Annotated in this window: 20 protein-coding genes and 1 pseudogene; 10 read left to right on the top strand and 11 right to left on the bottom strand. The window is 67.6% G+C overall.

The window, feature by feature from the left end; all coding sequences use genetic code 11:
• Positions 1-74 precede the first annotated feature (74 nt).
• A complete protein-coding gene (locus tag B7R24_RS09235) occupies positions 75-941 on the bottom strand; it encodes an AraC family transcriptional regulator (RefSeq protein WP_172582772.1) in 867 nt (288 codons plus the stop codon).
• Between the two features lie 92 nt (positions 942-1,033).
• Between B7R24_RS09235 and B7R24_RS09230 the strand changes: the two genes are divergently transcribed.
• The 5 genes from B7R24_RS09230 (at position 1,034) to B7R24_RS09210 (ending at position 9,087) form a co-directional block, all read left to right on the top strand.
• Positions 1,034-4,450, top strand: a complete 3,417-nt coding sequence (locus B7R24_RS09230) for a DUF5107 domain-containing protein (protein ID WP_116418681.1) — start codon at positions 1,034-1,036, stop codon at positions 4,448-4,450.
• Positions 4,447-5,487 (top strand): substrate-binding domain-containing protein, encoded by a 1,041-nt coding sequence (locus B7R24_RS09225; RefSeq protein ID WP_116418680.1) that lies wholly within the window; start codon positions 4,447-4,449, stop codon positions 5,485-5,487. Before B7R24_RS09230 ends, B7R24_RS09225 begins: the two co-directional genes overlap by 4 nt.
• Positions 5,488-5,567: 80 nt before the next feature.
• Positions 5,568-7,112: a sugar ABC transporter ATP-binding protein gene (locus B7R24_RS09220; RefSeq protein WP_216363658.1), complete on the top strand. Its 1,545-nt coding sequence runs from the start codon at positions 5,568-5,570 to the stop codon at positions 7,110-7,112.
• Between the two features lie 53 nt (positions 7,113-7,165).
• On the top strand, positions 7,166-8,206 hold the full coding sequence (locus tag B7R24_RS09215) for an ABC transporter permease (protein WP_216363657.1): 1,041 nt from the start codon (positions 7,166-7,168) through the stop codon (positions 8,204-8,206).
• On the top strand, positions 8,203-9,087 hold the full coding sequence (locus B7R24_RS09210) for a hypothetical protein (protein ID WP_116418678.1): 885 nt from the start codon (positions 8,203-8,205) through the stop codon (positions 9,085-9,087). The genes B7R24_RS09215 and B7R24_RS09210 overlap by 4 nt, the downstream gene beginning before the upstream one ends.
• On the opposite strand, the pseudogene B7R24_RS09205 reads toward B7R24_RS09210, so the two are convergent.
• From B7R24_RS09205 to B7R24_RS09195, 3 genes and pseudogenes are all read right to left on the bottom strand, one after another.
• Positions 9,084-9,886 (bottom strand): annotated as a pseudogene (locus tag B7R24_RS09205) (ABC transporter permease). The gene B7R24_RS09210 and the pseudogene B7R24_RS09205 sit on opposite strands and share 4 nt — an antisense overlap.
• Positions 9,870-10,922, bottom strand: a complete 1,053-nt coding sequence (locus tag B7R24_RS09200) for an aliphatic sulfonate ABC transporter substrate-binding protein (RefSeq protein WP_116418677.1) — start codon at positions 10,920-10,922, stop codon at positions 9,870-9,872. The pseudogene B7R24_RS09205 and the gene B7R24_RS09200 overlap by 17 nt, the downstream one beginning before the upstream one ends.
• Positions 10,923-11,018: 96 nt before the next feature.
• Complete coding sequence (locus tag B7R24_RS09195) at positions 11,019-11,885, bottom strand: ABC transporter ATP-binding protein (protein WP_253259371.1); 867 nt, start codon at positions 11,883-11,885, stop codon at positions 11,019-11,021.
• Between the two features lie 152 nt (positions 11,886-12,037).
• Between B7R24_RS09195 and B7R24_RS09190 the strand changes: the two genes are divergently transcribed.
• Genes B7R24_RS09190 through B7R24_RS09180 form a run of 3 tightly spaced genes read left to right on the top strand, consistent with a single transcriptional unit; the run spans position 12,038 to position 13,254 of the window.
• On the top strand, positions 12,038-12,328 hold the full coding sequence (locus B7R24_RS09190; RefSeq protein WP_116418676.1) for a hypothetical protein: 291 nt from the start codon (positions 12,038-12,040) through the stop codon (positions 12,326-12,328).
• A complete protein-coding gene (locus tag B7R24_RS09185; protein ID WP_116418675.1) occupies positions 12,325-12,966 on the top strand; it encodes a GNAT family N-acetyltransferase in 642 nt (213 codons plus the stop codon). Before B7R24_RS09190 ends, B7R24_RS09185 begins: the two co-directional genes overlap by 4 nt.
• Before the next feature lie 9 nt (positions 12,967-12,975).
• On the top strand, positions 12,976-13,254 hold the full coding sequence (locus tag B7R24_RS09180) for a hypothetical protein (RefSeq protein WP_116418674.1): 279 nt from the start codon (positions 12,976-12,978) through the stop codon (positions 13,252-13,254).
• Positions 13,255-13,286: 32 nt separating this feature from the next.
• On the opposite strand, the gene B7R24_RS09175 is transcribed toward B7R24_RS09180, so the two are convergent.
• From B7R24_RS09175 to B7R24_RS09165, 3 genes are all read right to left on the bottom strand, one after another.
• Positions 13,287-13,928: a hypothetical protein gene (locus B7R24_RS09175; protein WP_116418673.1), complete on the bottom strand. Its 642-nt coding sequence runs from the start codon at positions 13,926-13,928 to the stop codon at positions 13,287-13,289.
• Between the two features lie 99 nt (positions 13,929-14,027).
• The gene (locus B7R24_RS09170) at positions 14,028-14,369 is read right to left on the bottom strand and encodes a cupin domain-containing protein (RefSeq protein WP_116418672.1); all 342 of its coding nucleotides are present in this window, start codon (positions 14,367-14,369) and stop codon (positions 14,028-14,030) included.
• Positions 14,370-14,381: 12 nt separating this feature from the next.
• Positions 14,382-15,065: a GNAT family N-acetyltransferase gene (locus tag B7R24_RS09165; RefSeq protein WP_116418671.1), complete on the bottom strand. Its 684-nt coding sequence runs from the start codon at positions 15,063-15,065 to the stop codon at positions 14,382-14,384.
• A 68-nt stretch (positions 15,066-15,133) separates the two neighbouring features.
• On the opposite strand from B7R24_RS09165, the gene B7R24_RS09160 reads away from it, so the two are divergent.
• Positions 15,134-15,352: a hypothetical protein gene (locus B7R24_RS09160; protein ID WP_253259370.1), complete on the top strand. Its 219-nt coding sequence runs from the start codon at positions 15,134-15,136 to the stop codon at positions 15,350-15,352.
• A gap of 12 nt (positions 15,353-15,364) precedes the next feature.
• Here the strand turns inward: B7R24_RS09160 and B7R24_RS09155 are convergent, their stop codons facing one another.
• Positions 15,365-15,898: an alpha/beta fold hydrolase gene (locus B7R24_RS09155; RefSeq protein ID WP_116418669.1), complete on the bottom strand. Its 534-nt coding sequence runs from the start codon at positions 15,896-15,898 to the stop codon at positions 15,365-15,367.
• 235 nt (positions 15,899-16,133) lie between these two features.
• On the opposite strand from B7R24_RS09155, the gene B7R24_RS17335 reads away from it, so the two are divergent.
• The gene (locus B7R24_RS17335) at positions 16,134-16,793 is read left to right on the top strand and encodes a hypothetical protein (RefSeq protein WP_147304008.1); all 660 of its coding nucleotides are present in this window, start codon (positions 16,134-16,136) and stop codon (positions 16,791-16,793) included.
• A gap of 58 nt (positions 16,794-16,851) precedes the next feature.
• Here the strand turns inward: B7R24_RS17335 and B7R24_RS09140 are convergent, their stop codons facing one another.
• The 3 genes from B7R24_RS09140 to B7R24_RS09130 are packed head-to-tail and all read right to left on the bottom strand — an operon-like array spanning position 16,852 to position 19,649.
• Entirely contained in the window at positions 16,852-18,234 is a 1,383-nt protein-coding gene (locus B7R24_RS09140) for a GH1 family beta-glucosidase (RefSeq protein ID WP_116418666.1), read from the bottom strand.
• Positions 18,231-18,653: a tautomerase family protein gene (locus tag B7R24_RS09135; RefSeq protein WP_116418665.1), complete on the bottom strand. Its 423-nt coding sequence runs from the start codon at positions 18,651-18,653 to the stop codon at positions 18,231-18,233. The genes B7R24_RS09140 and B7R24_RS09135 overlap by 4 nt, the downstream gene beginning before the upstream one ends.
• Before the next feature lie 42 nt (positions 18,654-18,695).
• A complete protein-coding gene (locus tag B7R24_RS09130) occupies positions 18,696-19,649 on the bottom strand; it encodes an aldo/keto reductase (RefSeq protein WP_253259369.1) in 954 nt (317 codons plus the stop codon).
• Position 19,650 lies beyond the last annotated feature (1 nt).

The following is a 19,650-nucleotide window of genomic DNA, read 5'->3' as shown; positions in this document are numbered from 1 at the left end:
TCAACCGGAGAGGAGAACATCGGGACAAGTCTAAGCGGCGCTCTGACGGCTCGAACGCGGCCGGGGAGTGACGATCAGCCCTTGTGCTGGGCGCGGTACCGAAGAGCCGTCGTGCCGTGCACAGATCGAAACTGCCTTGAGAAGTAGAACTCATCGCGATAGCCGACGGCGTTCGCGATGCGGGCCACCGGCAGACTGGTGGTGTCGAGCAGCTCACGGGCCCGCGCCATGCGCAATTGGGTCTGGTACTGCAGCACAGGAAAGCCGACGTGTTCTTTGAAGAGAGCCGCGAAATGCGAGGGGCTGAGGGAAGCCCGCGCTGCCAGCTCCGCGACCGACACACGCTCGGTGAGATGGCTGCGCAGGTAGTCCCGCGCTTCGTCGACGACGGTGTTACGCGATCGTGCCGACGTGGCGCTGGAGGCGAGCACGGCGAGCAGATGCCAGGCGGCTCCGGAGGCCGCGAGCAGGCTCGCCGTCGAGATGTCGCCCTCCATCTGCTGCAACACCTCCTCGACGAGCTCGACCACGCGGTAGGTGTTGGCCAGCGTGCGCACCGGTGCCGATGAGGTCATGCGAGCGGCGGTGAGGAACTCGGGCAGGTCACGACCGTCGACGTGCAGCCACCACAGCGTCCACGGGTCGGTCGCATCGCTTCCGTAGGCGTGCTGGGTGCCGGGGGGAATGACGACCACCTGGTTCTCTGCGACCGAATGCTGCGTGTCATCGACGCGGCACCACCCGCGACCGTTCGTACAGATGAGAATGACGGCCTGCTCGATGGGCCTCGCCCGCGACATCCCGTGCGCCCGTGCCTCGGGAAAATAGCCGCAGTCGGTGGCCACCAGGTGCGACGTACCCGGTTGCTGCAACGCCTCGGTGATGATCGGCCGCGGAAGCACGCGGAGGCGCTGGCCCGGAAAACCCTCGGCGATCGACATTCGACCATGATGGTGACGAATAAGCGTTTTGTCTAGTTTTGTCGTGGAATTGTGCATATCGGCGGCCGTCGACATCCGCCTAATCTGACTACATGCTCACCGACGAGGCCACCGACGACTCCCGCATCGATCTCCCCGCGGTTCCGGCGGAGCTGTCTGAAGACGGTGTGGCCTGCTGGTCGGAGCCGTTGGTCATCGACACCTACCTGCCGGGCGAGCCTGACACGCTCCCTGCGTTCCTCGAGCAGAGGGTCTACCAGGGTTCGAGCGGCCGGGTGTACCCGCTGCCCTTCCACGAACGCATCAGCCAGACCAAGGCGCCCCACGAGTGGCAGGCCATCCACCTCGAGAACGAGTGGCTGCGGGTTGTCGTGCTGCCCGAACTCGGCGGCCGCATCCACATCGGGTACGACAAGGTCGCGGGCTACGACTTCTTCTACCGCAACAACGTCATCAAGCCCGCGCTCGTCGGCCTGGCGGGCCCCTGGATCTCGGGCGGGGTCGAGTTCAACTGGCCGCAGCACCACCGTCCGGCCACCTTCCTGCCGACCGACGTCGAGATCGAGCGCGAGGCCGATGGTTCTGTGACGGTCTGGTGCTCCGACCACGACCCGTTCTCCCGTATGAAGGGGATGCACGGAATCAGGTTGCGACCGGGCAGCTCGCTCATCGAAGCCCGGGTGCGGTTGTACAACCGAACGCCCGAGACCCAGACCTTTCTCTGGTGGGCCAACGTCGCCGCCGCGGTGGATGACACCTACCAATCGTTCTTTCCTGTCGACGTCGACTTCGTGGCCGACCACGCGAAGCGGGCGATCGCCACCTTCCCTGCCGTCGACGGTTCGTATTACGGGGTCGACTACCCGGCGAGGCGCACCCCGGATCGCCCCGACGGCGACCGTCTCGACTGGTACCGCAACATTCCCGTACCGACGTCGTACATGGTGACGAACACGGCCGACGACTTCTTCGGTGGCTACGACCACGGTCGCGGAGCGGGTTTCGTACACTGGGCCGACCGTCATCTCGCCCCCGGGAAGAAGCAGTGGACGTGGGGCAATGAGGCCTTCGGCCAGGCGTGGGATGCGAACCTCACCGACAGCGACGGGCCGTACGTCGAACTGATGGCTGGTGCGTACACCGACAACCAGCCCGACTTCTCCTTTCTCGCTCCGGGTGAGACGAAGACCTTCAGCCAGTACTGGTATCCGATCCGGTCGATCGGGCCGGTCCAGCAGGCGACGCGGGAGGTGGCCGTTCGGCTCGATGTACTCGCCGAGGAGGGGCTCGCCGAGGAGGGCGTAGCCGCAGCCGGTGCTGAACGAACCCGGATGCGCCTGGGAGTCGTCGTGACGTCACCGCAGCGCGGGTTGACCCTGCGCGTCGTGAACGCAGCGGGGGAGGAACTGGTGCGCCACAGTGTCGACCTCGACCCCGGCTCGCCGTTCCTCAGCACTTTTTCGGTACCGGGGGCGCACCCCGGGGGGTCGGTCGTGCTCTCGGTCGAGCGCGATGGTCGGGAACTGCTGCGCACCCGCACGCGCGAGTCGGGTGACGGGGCCATCCCGCCCGTCTCTGCGGCGGAACCGGCGCAGCCGGGCGAAATCGAGACGCTCGAGGAGTTGTTTCTCACAGGTCTGTACCTGCACCAGTATCGGCACGCGACCCGGCTGCCCGAACCCTACTGGCGGGAGGCTCTTCGCCGCGATCCATTCGACGTGCGCTCCAACACGGCGCTGGCCGCGCGGATGCTCTGGGCCGGCTCGTTCGCCGAGGCGGAGTTGCTGCTCAGGAACGCCATCGCCCGGCTCACCGCCCGGGTGCCCAACCCTGCGGAGGGTGAGGCGCACTTTCTGCTGGGCCGGGCGCTCGTGCTGCAGGGTCGTGAGACCGAGGCCCGGGAGATCTTCGAGAAGGCCGCATGGAACGCCGCCTGGCGCACCCCCGCCCGGTTTGCGCTCGCGCAGCTGGCGGCACGGGCCGGTGATCTGCGAGCCGCAGAGGAGAACGCACGCGCCGCGCTGCGTTTCGACCCCGAGCACCTCCAGGCGGCGGCGCTGCTCGCGTCCGTGCTGCTCGACGGGGGCCGCGAGCCCGAAGCGGCGGAGCTGCTCGAACGCACGCTGAGCTTCGACGCGCTCGACCAGTGGACCCGTGTGCTCGCCGCGCAGCCGCACACGACAGACGCCCCGACCCTCCTCGACGTCGCCCTCGAGTTTCGCGACGCCGGATCGCCTCGGCGGGCGCTCGAGACGCTCGCCGAGGCGGCCGAGGCTGCGCGTTCGACCGCTCTCGGCCAGGTACAGGTGGCGCCCCTCGTGCACTACCACCGTGCCTCCCTGCTCTCCGCGCAGGGTGACGAGCGTGCCGCGGCCGAGGCCCGAGCCGCTGCGCGGCGTGCCGATCGTCGATTCACTCTCGCCTCACGGCTGGCCGATGTGTCGGTGCTTCGCGAGGCGGCAGAAGCCGACGCTCACGACGAACTCGCTGCGGCTCTTCTCGGCAACTGGTACTACGACAAGCGCCGCTACGATGATGCTGAACGGTGGTGGCAGCGCGCCGTGCGCACGGAACACCCATGCGGGGCCACTGACCCGGCGCCACGGGCGGCAACACTGACGATGGTGCACCGGAACCTGGCCATCGCCGCCTACAACGTCTCCGGTGACGCAGACTCGGCCCGTGCCTGTTACTCCGCAGCCCTGGAACTCTCTCCCGACGATGCCAAGCTGTGGTTCGAGAGCGACCAGCTCGACAAACGTCTCGGCGTCTCCGACGCCGATCGTCTCGCCGCTCTCGAACCCCGGCTCGAACTGGTGCTCGAGCGCGACGACCTCAGCGTGGCCTTCGCCGAGCTGCTGACCGGGGCCGGGAGAGCGTCGGAGGCACTCGACCTGCTCGCCTCCCGCCGGTTCCAGCCGTGGGAGGGCGGCGAGGGCCAGACGCTCACGGCCTGGGAGAACGCAACGGTAGCGCTCGCCGAAGCGTCACTGGCCGACGGCGCGCTCGAGCGTGCTGCGCGGTGGGCCGAGTCGAGCATCCACACCCCCGCCGGACTCGGGGAGGCGCGGCACTTTCTGGCCAATGCCGCCCGGCTGTACCTGTTGCGGGGCGATATCGCCGAAGCGGCGGGCCGCGCCGGTGACGCCGACGAAGCCTGGTCGATGGCGGCCGCCTTCACGGGTGATTTTCAGAGCATGAGCACCCGGGCTTTCAGCGACCAGACGGTGTACAGCATCGTGGCGTTCACCAGGCTGGGCCGTTCTACAGAGGCAGAGGCACTCACCGCCGGGCTGCGCCGCCATGTCGACGAGCTCGCCAGCCAGCCAGCTGTCATCGATTATTTCGCTACTTCCCTGCCGACCATGCTGTTGTTCACGGACGATCCGCAGGCCGCCAGGGATCGTGAGGTGGCGCTGCTTCGAGACCAGCTGCGCGCCTTACTCCACCCCACCCCCCGGCGAGCGAAGACGCCCGCCGGAACCCACACAGAAAAGGGCACACCATGAAGAAGTTCCTGACCCGACGAACGGCGAGAGGGGCGGTCATCGCAGCCGCCTCGCTCGCCCTGATCCTCGGAACGTCGGCCTGCACCTCCGGCCAGGAGACGGCTCCCGCGGCCTCTGCCGCCGGCCCGAAGTCCGGCAAGCTCACCATCGCCTACCTGCAGAAGCAGGGCGACCAGCAGTACTTCGTCGATGAGGCGGATGGGGCGAAAGCCGCCGCGGCCGAGCTCGGCGACGTCGACATCAAGGTGGTCAACCTCGGCACAGACGCGAACAAAGCGATCAGTGAGGTCGACTCGGTCATCGCCCAGAAGGTCGACGGCATCATCATCGTCGTGCCCGACCAGCAGATCGGTCCGCAGGTGATTCAGGCGGCTACCGCAGCGGGCATCCCGATCATGGCCTCCGATGACGTGATCAAAGACGCCAGCGGCGCCGAAGCGGCCTTTGCCGGGTTCGACGGCACGGCTATGGGCAACGCGGTGGGCACGAAGGCGGCCGAACTCTACAAGTCTGCTGGGTGGTCGGCTGCAGACACGCGCATTCTGAGCGCCTACAAGCAGGACCTGTCCGTGTGCGGGCAGCGCGTCGACGGAGCGAAGGATGCCTTCACCAAGGCCGTGGGCAGCGATGCCCCGAGCATTGTCGACATCGGCACCGACAACTCGGCCACCGACGCCCAGAACAAGGCGGGCGCCGTGATCACCGCGAACGCCGGAGTCAAGAACTGGATCGTCTGGGGCTGCAACGACGAGAACGAGACCGGAGTCGTCACCGCGCTGCAGAACTCGGGTGTCGCGCCCGCCAGCATCGTCGGTGTGGGTCTGGGGGCGTACCTCACCTGCAAGGACTGGGCGGCAGGTCAGCAGACCGGCAACAAGGCCGCTCTGTTCATCTCGGGCGTCGAGGTCGGTAAGGCCGCCCTCACGTCGATGGTCGGCCTCGTTCGTGACGGAACCCCGTTGCCGGCGAAATCGATCGCCAAGACCGCCATCGTCGACCAGTCGAACTGGCAGGCCGAGGGCGTCGTCTGCACCTAGCGTGATCGCCGGGAACGACTGTGCACCGCAGTCGTTCCCGGCTGCTCCCTCCCCACCCTCCATCCGACGGGAAGTCCACCGTGAATGACTCCATCCGCACTGAACGAGCAGGCCGCGCGCACGAGGTGGTGCTGAGCGCGAAGCAGATCGGTAAGCACTTCGGTCCGGTCGTGGCGCTCACCGGCGTCGACCTCGAACTGCGTGCCGGTGAGGTCACGGCGATCATGGGCGAGAACGGCGCCGGTAAGTCGACCCTGCTGAAGATCCTGACGGGGGACTACCGCCCCGATTCGGGTGAGCTGCGCCTCGGGGGCGAGGTGACCGACTTCTCCGAGCCATCACAGTCGCGTGCCGCCGGCCTTCGCGTCATCGCGCAGGAGCCCGAGATCGTGCCCCACGTCTCTGTGGCCGAGAACATCTACGTCGGGGCCATCCGAAGCCAGGGGCTCCTGTTCAACCGTCGAGCGCTGGAGAAACGGGCTGCCAAAGACCTCGCCCGCTACGGTTTCGATCGCATCGTGTCGCCCCAGACCATCGGCAGCCGGCTCTCGGCCGCCCAGCGCCAGGTGGTCGAGATCATGCGCGCGGTGATCGACAAACCGCGGGTGATCTGCTTCGACGAACCCACATCGTCTCTCGGCGACGAGGAATCGGCACTTCTGTTCGACCTCATCGCCACGCTTCGCGACGAGGGTGTCGCGGTCGGATATGTGTCGCACCGCATGAACGAGATCTTCCGACTCGCCGACCGCATCACGGTGCTGCGCGACGGCAAGCTGGTCGGCACCAAGAAGACCGAAGACACCGACCACAACGACCTCGTCAGAATGATGGTGGGCCGGGATCTCTCCCAACTGTTCTCACGCGAACGCCAGACAGCAGGCGAGCCGGTACTCGAGCTTCGGGATGTCGGTACCGACGACGTGTCGCACATCGACCTGACCGTGCGGGCGGGGGAGGTCGTCGGTGTCGCTGGCCTGGTCGGCGCCGGCCGGAGCGAGCTGATGAAGGCGATCGTGGGCGACCTGCCCGTCACCAGCGGCACTGTTCTCGTGAAGGGCCGCCCCGTCTCGTTCCGGAGCCCGGCCGATTCGATCGCTGCCGGAATCGGCTTCGCGCCTGAAGAGCGCAAGGCCGAGGCGCTCATCATGCAGCGCACCGTTCGCGACAACATCGTGCTCGCGGTGCTGCCGAAACTCGCTCGAGGCATCTTCGTGAGCGAGAAGGGCGAGAGGGCGATCGCCCGCACCTACATCGACCAGTTGCGCATCCGCACGCCCTCCACCGAGCAACTCGTGAAGAATCTCTCGGGTGGCAACCAGCAGAAGGTCGTGCTGGCCCGCTGGCTCGCGCACAATCCCTCACTGCTCGTGCTCGATGAACCCACCCGCGGGGTCGATGTGGGTGCGAAGGCCGAGATCTACGCGATCATCGACCAGCTCGCCCAACAGGGTGTCGCCATCCTCGTCGTGTCGAGTGAGCTGCCCGAGGTACTCGGGCTCTCCGATCGCATCTACGTCATGGCCGGCGGAACCGTCACCGGCACGCTGGACTGCACCGAGGCGACCGAGGAGTCGATCCTCGCCCTGGCCATGACGGAGACCCGCGCGCCCGCGGCCCGCTGAGAGCCGCACGCCGCTCCCTTCACCTTCATCCCCTTTTCGAAAGGACCCACCCGGTGTCTGCTCCAACCGCCCAACGCCCCGAAACCGCTCTCGCCAAGGAGGTCGCGGCAGCTCCCCGACCCACGCTCGGCCGACGCATCATGACGACGATCGGCGTGCAGAACATCTCGCTGCTGATCGCGATCGTCGCGCTCGTCGCCGTCATCGGTTCGCAGAACCCCCTCTTCTTCGGTATCGACAACGTGCGTGTGATCGGAACCGCCGTCGCGGTTTCGGGCCTGCTCGCCGTCGTGCAGACCGTCGTGATCATCATGGGTGCCCTGGACATCTCGGTCGGGTCGATTGCCGGGCTCGCCTCCGTCACATCGGCGATGATCTTCACTGTGGCCGGACCCCTCCTCGGTGTTGTCGGCGCCCTCGGTCTCGGCCTGCTCTGCGGGCTGGTCAACGGCTGCATCATCGTCTTCGGCCGGGTGAACCCGGTCATTGCGACGCTGGCGACGCTCGCGGCCTACAAGGGCGTCGCGCAGCTCGTCTCCGACGGGCGGGCGCAGGGCTACACCGGCGCCGACGGCTTCTTCGTCTTTCTCGCTCGCGGAACGCTGGTGGGAATCCCGTCGCTCATCTGGGTGCTCATCGTGCTCGCCGTCCTGATGCACGTGGTGCTGCGCTACACCAGCATCGGTCGCAACATCTACGCGGTCGGCGGCAACGACGTCGCCTCCCGGCTGGCGGGCATCAACATCAACCGCTACATTCTGGGTGTCTACATGATGACGGGTGCGGTCGCGGCGATCGCCGGCATCCTGATCACCGCCCGCACCGGATCGGGGCAGCCCGTCTCCGGTTCCGAAGGTCTGGAACTCGAGTCGATCACGGCTGCAGCGCTGGGTGGAGCAGCGCTCAAGGGTGGCAAGGGAACCATCATGGGCACGATTCTCGCCGTCATACTGCTCGGCATCCTGACGAACGGCATGACCCTGCTCGACGTGAACGCCTTCTGGCAGAACGTGGCCAAGGGTGGTCTGCTGGTCGTCGCCGTGATCATCCAGCAGCTGCGGTCGGGTGAGCGCCGCATCGGGCTGCCTGCGTGACGCACCGCGTCGATGGCGGCGGGGGTCTGAGCTGTGTCGTCGACACCGAGCGCGGTGCGCGCATCGTGAACCTCACCTCGGCGGCGGCCGGAGCCGGCAGGCACGAGTGGCTCGCCCCGTCGACCGACACCTGGCCGCCCCGGGAGACAGAGGGCGGCGTCGTTCCGTTCGTTCGGGAGGGCATGGGCGGCTGGGATGAAGCGTGCCCCACGGTGGCGGCAACCACGCTCGGAACCGGAGCCCGACTCTCCGACCACGGTGAGGCGTGGCGAGTGCCGTGGATGGTCGAGGAGGAGACGCCGCATCTTCTGACGACCTCCGTTCGCCTGCAATCCCTGCCGGTCAGGCTCAGTCGCACGATCTCCGCCACGGCCGACGGACTGCGGCTGGTCTACATTGCGACCACGACGGCCCTGCGGCCGGTACCACTGCTCTGGAGCGCTCATCCACAATTCGCGGCCGACCTCGGCGACACGGTACAGCTGAGAGGGTCGAACGAAGACCATCTCATTGAGGAGTACCCGCGGCCGGGTGTGCGGCACGGCCTCGGGCTCGCAGCCACCCCGGTGCTTCAGGGGCTGTCGCCCGGTCGTTCGCTCAAGGTGTTCGTCGAAACCGCGGTGATGGGGGCGGTGGGCGGCGCGACGCTGCACCGTGCGAGCGGGGGAGAACTGCAGATGCGGTGGGGGAGCGCAGCTCCGCTCCACCTCGGTGTGTTCTGGGACCGCCAGGAGTTCGCGGGGAGCTCGATCATCGCCATCGAGCCGTCCACCGGATTCGGTGACGCGGCCGGGGCAGCCGAAAAGGCCGGAAGGATCGCGCTGCTCGAGCAGGACCGACCGCTTCAGTGGTGGATCGAGGTCGCGGCCCGCCGCGCCTAGGCCCAGCGGTTCAGTGCCCAGCGTTGAAAGAGGCCGATGAGAGCATCCGTCGTCTTGCCGAAGACGGCGAGCAGGATGATCGCGAGGAACAGGCGGTCGGTGCGACCGTTGTTTCCCGAATCGCTGAGCAGAAAGCCCAGGCCCATCGAGGAGGCGATGAGCTCGGCCGCCACGAGGAACAGCCACGACTGGGCAAGAGCGAGGCGCAGCCCCGAGATCACCGACGGCACCACGGCCGGCAGCTGCACGACGCCCAGCAGACGGATGCCGCGCAGGCCGAACGCTCGCCCCGCCTCGACGAGGTGCCGGTCGACGTGCCGCAGCGCCGACGCGACGGTCGTGTACACCGGGAAGAAGGCGCCGATCGCGATGAGCGTGATCTTCGACTCCTCGCCGATTCTCAGGTACAGGATGAGCAACGGCACCCACGCCAACGAGGGAACGCTCGAACAGCTCCGAGGGTGGGGCCGAAGAGCACCTCCCAGATTCGTGAGAGCCCGACGAGGGCGCCCAGCACGAGGCCGAGCGCCGCGCCGATGACGAAGCCGATGATGACGCGCTGCACCGAAATGGCGATGTACTGGCCGAGCAAGCCACGGTTCGCGAGGTCGATCGCCGCCTGGAAGACGGCTGCGGGGGTGGGGGACTGTGCGATCGTGTACTGGCCGCTGGTCGAGAGCACCTGCCAGACGAGCAGGATGACCAGAGGCAGAAGGGCGCCCCCGATCATCCTGAACCACCGTCTGGAACCCAGCGGGGTGGGCGTCGCGAGCGACGTCAGGTCACTCACCGATCGCATTCGGGTCGGCTGCTTCGGCGAACGTGGGGTTCTCAATGGTGGTGAGGGCGGTGTCGATGAGATCCTGGCTGGCGACGTCTCCGGTCTGCACGAAGATCGGGCCGATGGTCTTCAGAACGCTCAGCTGCGCGTCACCCGGAACCGGGCTCACGTCGAGGTTGGTGCGGTCGGTGATGACGGTCGTGGCCACGGCCGGGTCGATGGCGGCCTCGGTCGCCAGGTATCCGGCCGTCTCGGTGGGGTTCGAAATGGCCCAGGCGCGAGCGTGCTCGTAGGCGTTGACGACGGTCTGGGCAACATCGGGCTTGGCCTTCACAAACGACTCGTTCGCGTTCAGGAAGCCGTAGCTGTTGAAGTCGACGTTCTGGTACAGCTCGGTCGCGCCGGTGGTGAGGGCGTTCGAGAGGATGGGGTCCAGGCCCGACCACGCGTCGACGGAACCGTTCTGCAACGCCGCCCAGCCGTCGGCGTGCTGCAGGTTCTGCACGGTGACGTCGTCGAGCGAGAGCCCGTTCGCGGCGAGGGCCTGCACCAGGAAGAAGTACGGATCGGTGCCCTTCGTCGCCGCGATCGATTTGCCCTTGAGATCGGCAACCGTCTTGATCGCCGAGTTCGCCGGCACCACGAGCGCGGCCCAGTTGGGCTGGGAGAAGATGTCGATGACCTGGATGCCGCTGCCATTCGCCTTGGCGAGCAGGGCGGCCGAGCCGGCCGTCGATCCGACATCGATCGCGCCGGAGAGCAGCGCCTGGTTGGCCTTGTTCGAGCCGGCCGACTTCACCCAGTTCACGGTGATGTTCTGGCCTTTGAGGGCCTGCTCGAGCCAGCCGTTGTTCTTGATGACGAGGCTCAGCGGATTGTAGGTCGCGTAGTCGATGTTCAGGGTGCCGCCCTCGGTGACGGTTCCGGAGGGCGCGGCGCTGGCGGGCGCGGCGGCCGCGCCCGAGCTCTCGCCCGCGACGCAGCCCGAGAGCAGCAGGGCGACCGAGGTGGCGCCGGCTACCAGGGCCGCAATGCCGAAGGGTGTTTTTCTCATGGGGGTGTCTCTTTCGTCGGTGCGTGGGGTGTTGTGGGCTGTTTCTACGGCGTGGGTCGTGGGTCGGCGTGCGGCGCGCGGATGCCGCGGCGAGCGTCAGGCCTGGTGGCGGGCGATGCCCAGACTGGCCAGCAGTTCGGCCCGCAGCTCGGCGAGTTCGGCAGATCCGCGGTCGCGCGGGCGGGTCCCCGGCGGCGTCGACACCTGCGCGACGGTCGAGCCCGCAAGCCCGTCCTCCCGCCCGAGCAGGATGATGCGATCGGCCAGCTGCAGCGCCTCATCGACGTCGTGCGTGACGAGCAGCACCGTGGTGGGTGCGGCCGCGTGGATGTCGAGCAGCAGTTCCTGCATCTTCAGGCGGGTGAGGGCGTCGAGCGCGCCGAACGGCTCGTCGAGCAGAAGAACGTGGGGGTCGCGGGCGAGCGCGCGGGCGAGGGATGCCCGCTGGGCCATACCGCCCGAGACTTCGTGCGGGCGCTGCTCGGCAGCGTGCTCGAGGCCGACGAGCCGCAACAGCTCGTGCACGCGGGCCCGGCCCTCAGCGGCCGGCGTGCCCGGCGGAAGGCCCAGCGACACATTCGCGCTGAGGGTGCGCCACGGCAGCAGGCGCGGCTCCTGGAGGGCGAACGCGCAGCGCGCGTCGATGGCTGTCACGGCGGTTCCATCGAGGGTGACCGACCCGGAGGTGGCGTGTTCGAGGCCCGAGACGATGCGCAGAAGAGTGGACTTGCCGCATCCGCTCGTGCCGAGGATCGCCACGACCTCGCCGGCCGCGATCTCGATCGAAACATCACGCAGCACGTCGACGGGGCCGACCGGGGCGGCGGATGGCGCGGCCTTCCTGTTGCGTCTGACCGCCGGTGGCGCGAAGGACTTGCCCACCCGCTGGAAGGCGACCGCAGAAGCGCCCGACCCTGAGAGCCGCTTGCGCGGCGCGTTGAGAGAGGGTGCTGAACGGGTCACTTCTCGAACGTACCCCGCGACATCCGCTCACCCGGTGAGCGAGGACACCCGGCGTAACACAGCGCCGGTGCAGCTGGGCGATAGTGTGGTGAATCATCTGGGGCAGCGCAGACCTGTCCCTTCATCGGTCGAGTGCGGAGGGGGTACGGATCGTGACCAACAGTCCGGCGAAGAGTCCGATTCAGCGCCGGATCGCCATCGACCGAACCCGGGTGTTCGCCAGGATCGCTGTCATCGGGGGCGTTCTGTATGCGTTCTTCGCGACGTGGCTCTACATCAGGTCTGGCTTCGAGGTCACCCGGCTGCCCGTGCTCCTCCTGGGCCCCGTCTTCGTGGTTCAGGGCATCGCTCAACTCAAGCGGGCCGCCACCCTGACCGCCGACCTCGAGCGCGAATTCGGTGCGCAGGCGGGAGTGCAGGAGCGCCGGCGAAAGTCCGAATGAAAGCCTCTGCTGCTCGGGAGAAGGAACGCAGGGTGGTCAGGGCCGATCCCGCCGTTCGAGTCGAGCTGGAGGCAGCAGGCTGGGCGGTCATCGCCGGGTCGTGGGGAGCGGGCCTCGCGATCGGAGGCGACAGTGAAGGACGGCTGGCGGCCCTGATGCGCCGGGTGGAACGTCTCGTGACTGTACGAGAGCTCAGGTCATCGGATGTCGCGGCGATCCTTGATCTGGACGCCGTGACCGCTGGCGACTATCCCGGCGACGTCGCCACCGCGCACGACCGGCTGAACTCCGCTCAAGCGACCCCCACCATCGTGCATCGGGGCTGGGGAGCCTTTCGGCCCGAAGGCCAGCTGGTGGGCATGACCTATGTCGACGTCGGTGAGAAAGCGGTCGAGACGGACTTCACCGTGGTGCAGCAGGAGATGCGGGGCAGAGGGCTCGGAACGGCAGTGAAAGCCGCATCTGTCCTCGCGCTTGTCGAGGAGGGCTACGTATGGTTCCGGACTGGTGGCTCGCTCGACAACCCTGCAAGCATCGCTGCGAACAGAGCCCTCGGCTACGTACTGGACGAGGAGTGGCTGACCTTCGCGCGCACCGGGTCCACTCCCGGCCCTCGCGGGCCGAGACGGGCGGCGTAGGCTGGATGCATGAGCCAGATCGAAGTGGGAATCGTCGCGTACACCGTGTCAGCCGATTACATCGCCACCATGGGGGCCGATTTCGACTCTGAGACGGCAGACGACACCGTACTCGCCGAGCTGAACACGATGGTTCCCGAAGGTGTTGTGGTGCACCGGAACGGCAAGGTCTTCGCCGAGGAGGCAGTCGCTGAGGAAGCGCGTTCGATCCAGTGGGACGACCTGCTGGGACGCATCGACGTCGAACAGATCCTGGCCCGGAGCGGTCGGACGCCCGACACCGTCTGACGCCCGACACCGTCTGACGCCGTGGCGCGTACCTAGCGGAACCCGTCCAGCGCTTCGGCGTACCGCTCCGGGTTCTCCCGGGTCTCGGCGGTGACGAGAAGCGTGTGCGGTCCGATCTTTCGAGAGTGGGTTCCCGCGCACGGAACAGTCACGACTCTGGTCAGGCCCGCCTCCCAGGCGGGAACCAATGAAGCGAGCGATACGCGCTCGGGATCTTCGTCCAACGGCCGGCGGTGGCCTCGGAAGAGGGCCTCGAAGTTTCCAGTGGTCCACGCTCGGTAGCGCTCGTCGAAGGCCTCGTCGCCGAAGCGGTCACGCCAGTCCGGGCCGAGAAGCTCCCTCAGGAGTTCCGCCCGCTCTGCCGACCCGTTCGCCGTCTGATGCAGCCGGGTGAAGAGGTCTTCAGTGCTCACCCGACCGGCATGGTCGACGCAGGCGGCCCAGACGGAGGGCCAGGCGCTCTGCCACAGTGCGCGTTTCGAAACATCGACGGATTCGGAGTGCTCCCGCACGGATTGGTCTGCGAGAAGAGGAGGCAGGTCGTCACCGTCGGGCTGCAGACCCCACGCTTCGCGCACCCAGAGCATATCGATGAGCGCCTTCGGGTTGTCTTCGACGCTCAGCACCATGTCGTGCGGCCACGGATTGCCGGGGATCGGGACGGACGAACGCACGTGTCTCCTGTCGACAGCGGTCTGACGAGTCTTTCGCGGACAACGCCCGGGGGCAACCCGTTCGGCACATCCTGATCACAAGCCGGCCGCTACCCGCGCTCACGCGGGTGGCGGGCCGGCGGTCAGCTCGGGATCCACGCCGGGTTCCGAGAGGAAGACGCCAAGAAACGTGACGCCTTCGTCGGTGGCATCGAACCGGTCGATCACGACGTCAGCAGGCTCGTAGAACACGTCGCCCGCCCGCAGGATCTTTTCAGGGCCGCCGTCGACCCGGAAGAAGACCGAACCTGATTCGACGACACCGAAGACGGGACCGTTGTGATGGTGCGGGCCACCCTCCACGTTCGGTTGCAGGGTGATCCGGCGCATCGCCACAGCTCCCGTGATCTTCCCGGGGAGGGTCTGCTCGAGCAGGGTGTTTCGCACAACGGGTTCTGTCATCCCCAGATCCTCTCAGCCCCGAGGTGAGACGTCGACCACCTTCAGGTCGTCACGACGCACGGTGAACCCCATCGCCTCATAGACGCCCTGGGCCGGGTTCCCGTGCGCCACATGGAGAAAGGCCCGGTCACCGTCAGCCCGGATGCCGCGCACCACTTCTGTGATCAGTCGCCGGGCGAAGCCGTGGCCGCGAGCGTCGGGGTGGGTGCAGACGGCGCTGACCTCGACCCAGCCCGGCATGCTGAGGCGCCGCCCGGCCATCGCGACAAGCGTGCCGCGCTGACGGATGCCGACATACCCGCCGAACAGAAGGGTCCGCGGCAGGAACGGGCCCGGCCGGGTCAGCGCGGTCAGCTCGAGCATCTCCTCGACCTGGTCGTCGCCCAGATCGACGATGTCCCAGCCGCGCGGCCCAGACGCCTCCACTCGGTCGTCGGTCAACTGCGTGAGCCCAAGGCTCAGGTGGGTGACCCAGCCCGACGGCACGGCGAACCCGGCGGGTACGAACATGGCCGAGGGATCATCGTCGGTGGTCAGTCGGGCCAGGGCCGCCCAGTCGTCTGACGTCGGGCGAGGCGGCATCGATCCGAAGGGTGCGACGTCGGGCGGGTAGCGGAGCGCCGTTCCGTCGGCCGTCGCCAGGAGGGCGTGCCTCGAGGTGAGGGCAGATCGGATGGGATCGTCGAGCACGTGCATGAGACAACGCTAGCGGCGAGCACCCGTGTCGATGCGCGCCCATCGCGGGCCGAGGGTAGGTTGAGACCATGAACAACCGAATGGGTCGAACAGCTCTCGTGATCGTCGGCGTGGTCGCTCTGCTGGTCGGAGCAGTGTTCGCCGGGCAGGGTGCCAATCTCATCCCCGGCAGTTCGATGACCGGCGAACGCATGTGGCTGTACATCGGAATCGTTGTCGCCGTAGTCGGCATCGTGCTGATCGTGGCAGGCCTCCGCCGGCCGAGGCGTGACCGCACCGGCGTCTGAGCGAGGGAGCAGTCAGTCCCAATCGAGGTAGTCCTCGATCGCCCACGCTGCCTCGCCGGCCCGCGTCTGGGGAAAATGGTGGCCGCCGCCCTCGATCGTCACCACGCTGACAAGCCCCGGAGCGGAGACCCGCAGCGCCTCCCCGTTGGCCGGGGGCGTGACCTCGTCATCGCTCGCCTGCACGACCAGTACCGGGATACCGTCGGGCAGCGCTGCCTCCTGCAGTTCGACCCCCAGGAGCAGCACTCCGTTCACGCGTTCACGATGGGCGGTTGCGGCTCGGCGTGCGATGACTCCGCCTGCGCCGTGGCCGCCGATCCACGCATCGGCGATGTCGAGATGGTCGAGTGTCGCGAAGACATCGTCTGCATGGTCGGTCTGGATGCGCACGACACGAAAGTCTGCTGCCGAGACGAGGTGCGAGAGTGTCGCGAGACGGTCGAGATCGGCTGTCGGATCGATCACGAGTGCGAGGGCCGGGCCCGCCCCCTCGTCTGCGAACGAGACGGTGCGCCCATCCGTCTCGAAGCTCTTCCTGTTGCTCATCGCGCTCCCCTTCGTCTCGTCGTGCCCGCCTGACAAAACGGCCGCAGGCACCGGGAAAGGATAGCGGAGCGTTCACCTCCGTACACGGCCCTCCCGCCGCACGTGTCATGAGACGTGCACGTGCTGTCGAGCGTCCCCCGCTGGACCTCCCCCCTTTCGAGGTAAGAACCGGGGATCGCCGGTCTGCGGCGCCGCCTCTCTGTCACGATGTGCACACAGATTCAGGGGAGTAGCAATGCAGACTTTTCGGCGCCCGGTTCGGGCGTTCCGCATCACTTCGGCCACGTCGTTGGTGGCCGTGTCGTTCGCCGTACTGGCCGGATGCTCTCCGTCGACACCAGCGTCGTCACCATCCCCGACGGTGACCGTCACGGTGACTCCGTCTGCGTCACCGCACCCGACATCGACGCCCACCCCGTCGCCGACCACGTCCCCGACGGCCTCGCCGGCAGCGTCCGGCTCGGCTGTCGCCATCGCCTGCTCCTCGCTGGTGGCCGACTCGACCATCGCCAGCATCAGCCCCGATTTCACCGCCGACGCCGGCGCAGAGGTCTCGGGCGACAACAGCTTCGCCACCATCGCGAAGCTCGACGGAAAGATCTGCTCCTGGCTGAACGCGTCGAGTGGATCGTCGATCTCGGTCGGAGTCGCCAACCCCAGCTCGGCCGATCTTGCGACGTACGAGGCGAAGATCAAGGGCACCGGAACCCTCGACGCCGCACTCAGCGGCACCGCCGGCAACCGCGGCTACGTCGAGAACGGCACCGAGGTCCCCGTGTTCGACGTCTTCACCGAGACGGGCTACTGGGTCTCGATCTCGTCTGTCGTTTTCGATTCGCCCATCTCGGCCGACAGCATCCTGTCGAACATCCTGCAGACCCTACCGAGCGGATGACGCGGCTGCTCGGTGCCTCCCAGGTGACGACATTCCCGCCGACAGTCAGCGGGCGCCCTTAACGCACCTCGGCGCGCAGCATGTCGCGGAGCCAGAGGGCGCTCGATTTGGGGGTACGCACCTGGGTGTCGTAGTCGACGTGCACGAGCCCGAAGCGGCGCGAATACCCCCATGCCCACTCGAAATTGTCGATCAGCGACCAGGCGAAGTAGCCCGCGAGAGGTACCCCCGCAGCCAGAGCTTCGCGGCAGGCATCGAGGTGGCGTTGGAGGTAGTCGAGGCGTTCGGGGTCGTCGACGGTGCCGTCTGCCGACACGACGTCGGGGTACGCCGAGCCGTTCTCGGTGATGTAGAGCGGCAGGCCGGGTGCCTTGGCGGTGGCCATGGCGAGCACGTCGACGAGGCCGTCGGGATGGATCTCCCAACCCATCTGAGTGCGCAAGGCGCCGGTCTCGATGAACTGCACGAACTCGCTCCCGGGGTTCGTGCTGGCGAGGCCCGGCGGCAGGGTCTCGGCAGTACCTGCACGCACCGTGTGCCGGCTGTAGTAGTTGATGCCGAGAAAGTCGATCGGCGCCGAGATCGCGGCGAGGTCATCGGGGGTGGCGTTCTGCTCGAACCAGGCTGCTTCGCCGAGGTCGTCGAGTACATCATCCGGATAGGCACCCGTGAGCACCGGGTCGAGGAAGAGCCGGTTGCCGAGTCCGTCGATGCGCCGTGCAGCATCCCGGTCGGCCTCGCTGTCGCTCGCCGCGTGCACTGAATAGAGGTTGAGGGTGATGCCGACGTTCGCCTCCGGTGCCGCGCTCCGGATGTTCGGCAGCGCCAGAGCGTGACCGAGCAGCAGGTGGTGGGCGGCGCGGGCGGCGTGGGTACCCTCCTGCCGGCCCGGCGCGTGCTCACCGCTGGCATAGCCGAGGAACGCGGAGCACCACGGCTCGTTCAGCGTGATCCAGTTCGAGACCACGTCGCCGAGCTCGGATGCGACGAGACCGGCGTAGTCGGCGAACCGGTGAGCGGTATCGCGCTCCAACCAGCCGCCGGCGTCTTCGAGCGCCTGGGGCAGATCCCAGTGGTAGAGGGTCGCCCACGGCGTGATGCCCTTCTCCAGCAGCTCGTCGGCGAGCCTGCGGTAGAAGTCGATGCCGGCGCGGTTCACCTCGCCGTTGCCGAGCGGCTGGATGCGCGGCCACGCGATCGAGAACCGGTACGCCTCGACACCGAGGTCGGCCATGAGTGCGACATCGCCGGCCATGCGGTGGTAGTGGTCGTCGGCCACATCCCCGGTCGAACCGTCGGCGATGGCGCCGGGCCGCCGGGCGAAGGTGTCCCAGATGCTGGCGCCCCGCCCGTCTTCGGTGGTGGCGCCTTCGATCTGGTACGAGGCCGTGGCGGTGCCCCAGACGAACGAGGGCGGAAAGTCGGATCGTGAGGGCGTCATGAGGCCGCCTCCGCGAGAACCGACTCCGAGGTGGGTACCGACGCCGAGGCGGGGGCAGCAGCTGCCGCAGCAGGCGCGAGCCAGTCCCCGTCGCCGTTCTCGCTCAGGGCGATCAGGATGTTGTCCCGCTTGATACCGAGCGCCTCGAGCCGGTCGACCACCAGAGTGGCACCGCGCTGTTTCACCTCGGGGCTGTACCCGGTGAAGGCGAGGATCTGGATGAAGACGATGTCGGTGCGGTCGGCCTCGGGGAAGGTGCGGCTGTAGAACAGGTCGCCGGGCTCGTGCAGGCGGAAGATCTGGAACAGATCGTCGGCTGGCATCTCCCACCCCTCGACAAGCGCGCTGTGGATGGCGTCACTCATCTGCGGCCGCAGATCGCGGAGGGGTTCGTGCAGGTCGATTCGAACGAGAGGCATGGGTGTACTCGGTTTTCTGTAGGGAACGGCGACGAAGGGAGGTCAGGAGGAGAGTGGCGCGTCGAGCCAGTTCTCGGGGGAGGGGAGCAGCGTTTCGAGCTCGCCCCAGAAGTCGTCGGGCAGGTCGGCGGTGGCGGCCGTGATGGTCGACTCGATGCGCGCCGGTTTGCTGATGCCGACGATGGTGGAGTGCACGCGCTTCTCCCGCGTCGAGAAGCGGATGGCGGCGGTCGCCAGGTCGGTGCCGTACGACGCACAGACCTCGCGCATCCGCCGGATCGCGTCGAGTGTCTCCGGTGACGCCGGCCGGTAACCGTACTGGGTGTTGGTGCCGGTGGTGTCGGCCAGAATGCCCCCTCCGAGCACCGCCGCATTGAGAACGGCCATGCCCTGGGCGGATGCCCGTTCGATCAGGTCTTCGGCGCTTCGGTCGACCAGCGTGTACCGGTTGTGAACGAGCAGCAGTTCGAAGACGCCGAGGTCGAGATACCGGGCCATCTCGTGCACCGTGCCGCCGGCCAGGCCGAGGTGCCCGATCTCACCGCGCTCACGTGCTGCGACGAGGGCCTCGACAGCGCCGCCCGGAGCGGTCATGGCTTCGAAGTCGTGGAACTCCGGATCGTGCAGGTGCACCACGGGCAGCGGTGACAAGCCGAGCCGCTCACGGCTCTCTTCGAGGGAGCGCCGGATGCGGTCGCCGCTGTAGTCGTCATCACGGGCATCCACCTTGGTCATCACCAGCACGTCGGCGGGCAGGCCGCCGTACTCGGCGATCGCACGGCCGATGCGCACCTCGCTCTGACCGCCCGAGTAGCCGTTCGACGTGTCGATCGAGCGGATGTCGCTGTCGAGCACAGTCTTCACGAAGGCGATGGCATCGTTCTCGGCCACGGTGTAGCCGAAGTTCTCGGGCATGCTGCCGAGCGGAGCGCCACCGAGCGTGACCGGGCTCACCGTGAGCCCGGTGGAGCCCAGGGGGTTCAGCTGCCAGCGCACC

It is taken from the genome of Subtercola boreus (genome assembly GCF_003399645.1).
Lineage (GTDB): Bacteria > Actinomycetota > Actinomycetes > Actinomycetales > Microbacteriaceae > Subtercola > Subtercola boreus_A.
The sequence above is the reverse complement of the archived record's forward strand: the minus strand, read 5'-3'. Positions and strand labels throughout refer to the sequence as shown.

What these genes read in the sequence shown, in the direction of transcription:
- B7R24_RS09235 (WP_172582772.1), bottom strand. Translation starts at nt 941, where the DNA reads ATGTCGATCGCCGAGGGTTTTCCGGGCCAGCGCCTCCGCGTGCTTCCG.
- B7R24_RS09230 (WP_116418681.1), top strand. Translation starts at nt 1,034, where the DNA reads ATGCTCACCGACGAGGCCACCGACGACTCCCGCATCGATCTCCCCGCG.
- B7R24_RS09225 (WP_116418680.1), top strand. Translation starts at nt 4,447, where the DNA reads ATGAAGAAGTTCCTGACCCGACGAACGGCGAGAGGGGCGGTCATCGCA.
- B7R24_RS09200 (WP_116418677.1), bottom strand. Translation starts at nt 10,922, where the DNA reads ATGAGAAAAACACCCTTCGGCATTGCGGCCCTGGTAGCCGGCGCCACC.
- B7R24_RS09185 (WP_116418675.1), top strand. Translation starts at nt 12,325, where the DNA reads ATGAAAGCCTCTGCTGCTCGGGAGAAGGAACGCAGGGTGGTCAGGGCC.
- B7R24_RS09180 (WP_116418674.1), top strand. Translation starts at nt 12,976, where the DNA reads ATGAGCCAGATCGAAGTGGGAATCGTCGCGTACACCGTGTCAGCCGAT.
- B7R24_RS09170 (WP_116418672.1), bottom strand. Translation starts at nt 14,369, where the DNA reads ATGACAGAACCCGTTGTGCGAAACACCCTGCTCGAGCAGACCCTCCCC.
- B7R24_RS09165 (WP_116418671.1), bottom strand. Translation starts at nt 15,065, where the DNA reads ATGCACGTGCTCGACGATCCCATCCGATCTGCCCTCACCTCGAGGCAC.
- B7R24_RS09160 (WP_253259370.1), top strand. Translation starts at nt 15,134, where the DNA reads ATGAACAACCGAATGGGTCGAACAGCTCTCGTGATCGTCGGCGTGGTC.
- B7R24_RS09155 (WP_116418669.1), bottom strand. Translation starts at nt 15,898, where the DNA reads ATGAGCAACAGGAAGAGCTTCGAGACGGATGGGCGCACCGTCTCGTTC.
- B7R24_RS17335 (WP_147304008.1), top strand. Translation starts at nt 16,134, where the DNA reads ATGCAGACTTTTCGGCGCCCGGTTCGGGCGTTCCGCATCACTTCGGCC.
- B7R24_RS09140 (WP_116418666.1), bottom strand. Translation starts at nt 18,234, where the DNA reads ATGACGCCCTCACGATCCGACTTTCCGCCCTCGTTCGTCTGGGGCACC.
- B7R24_RS09135 (WP_116418665.1), bottom strand. Translation starts at nt 18,653, where the DNA reads ATGCCTCTCGTTCGAATCGACCTGCACGAACCCCTCCGCGATCTGCGG.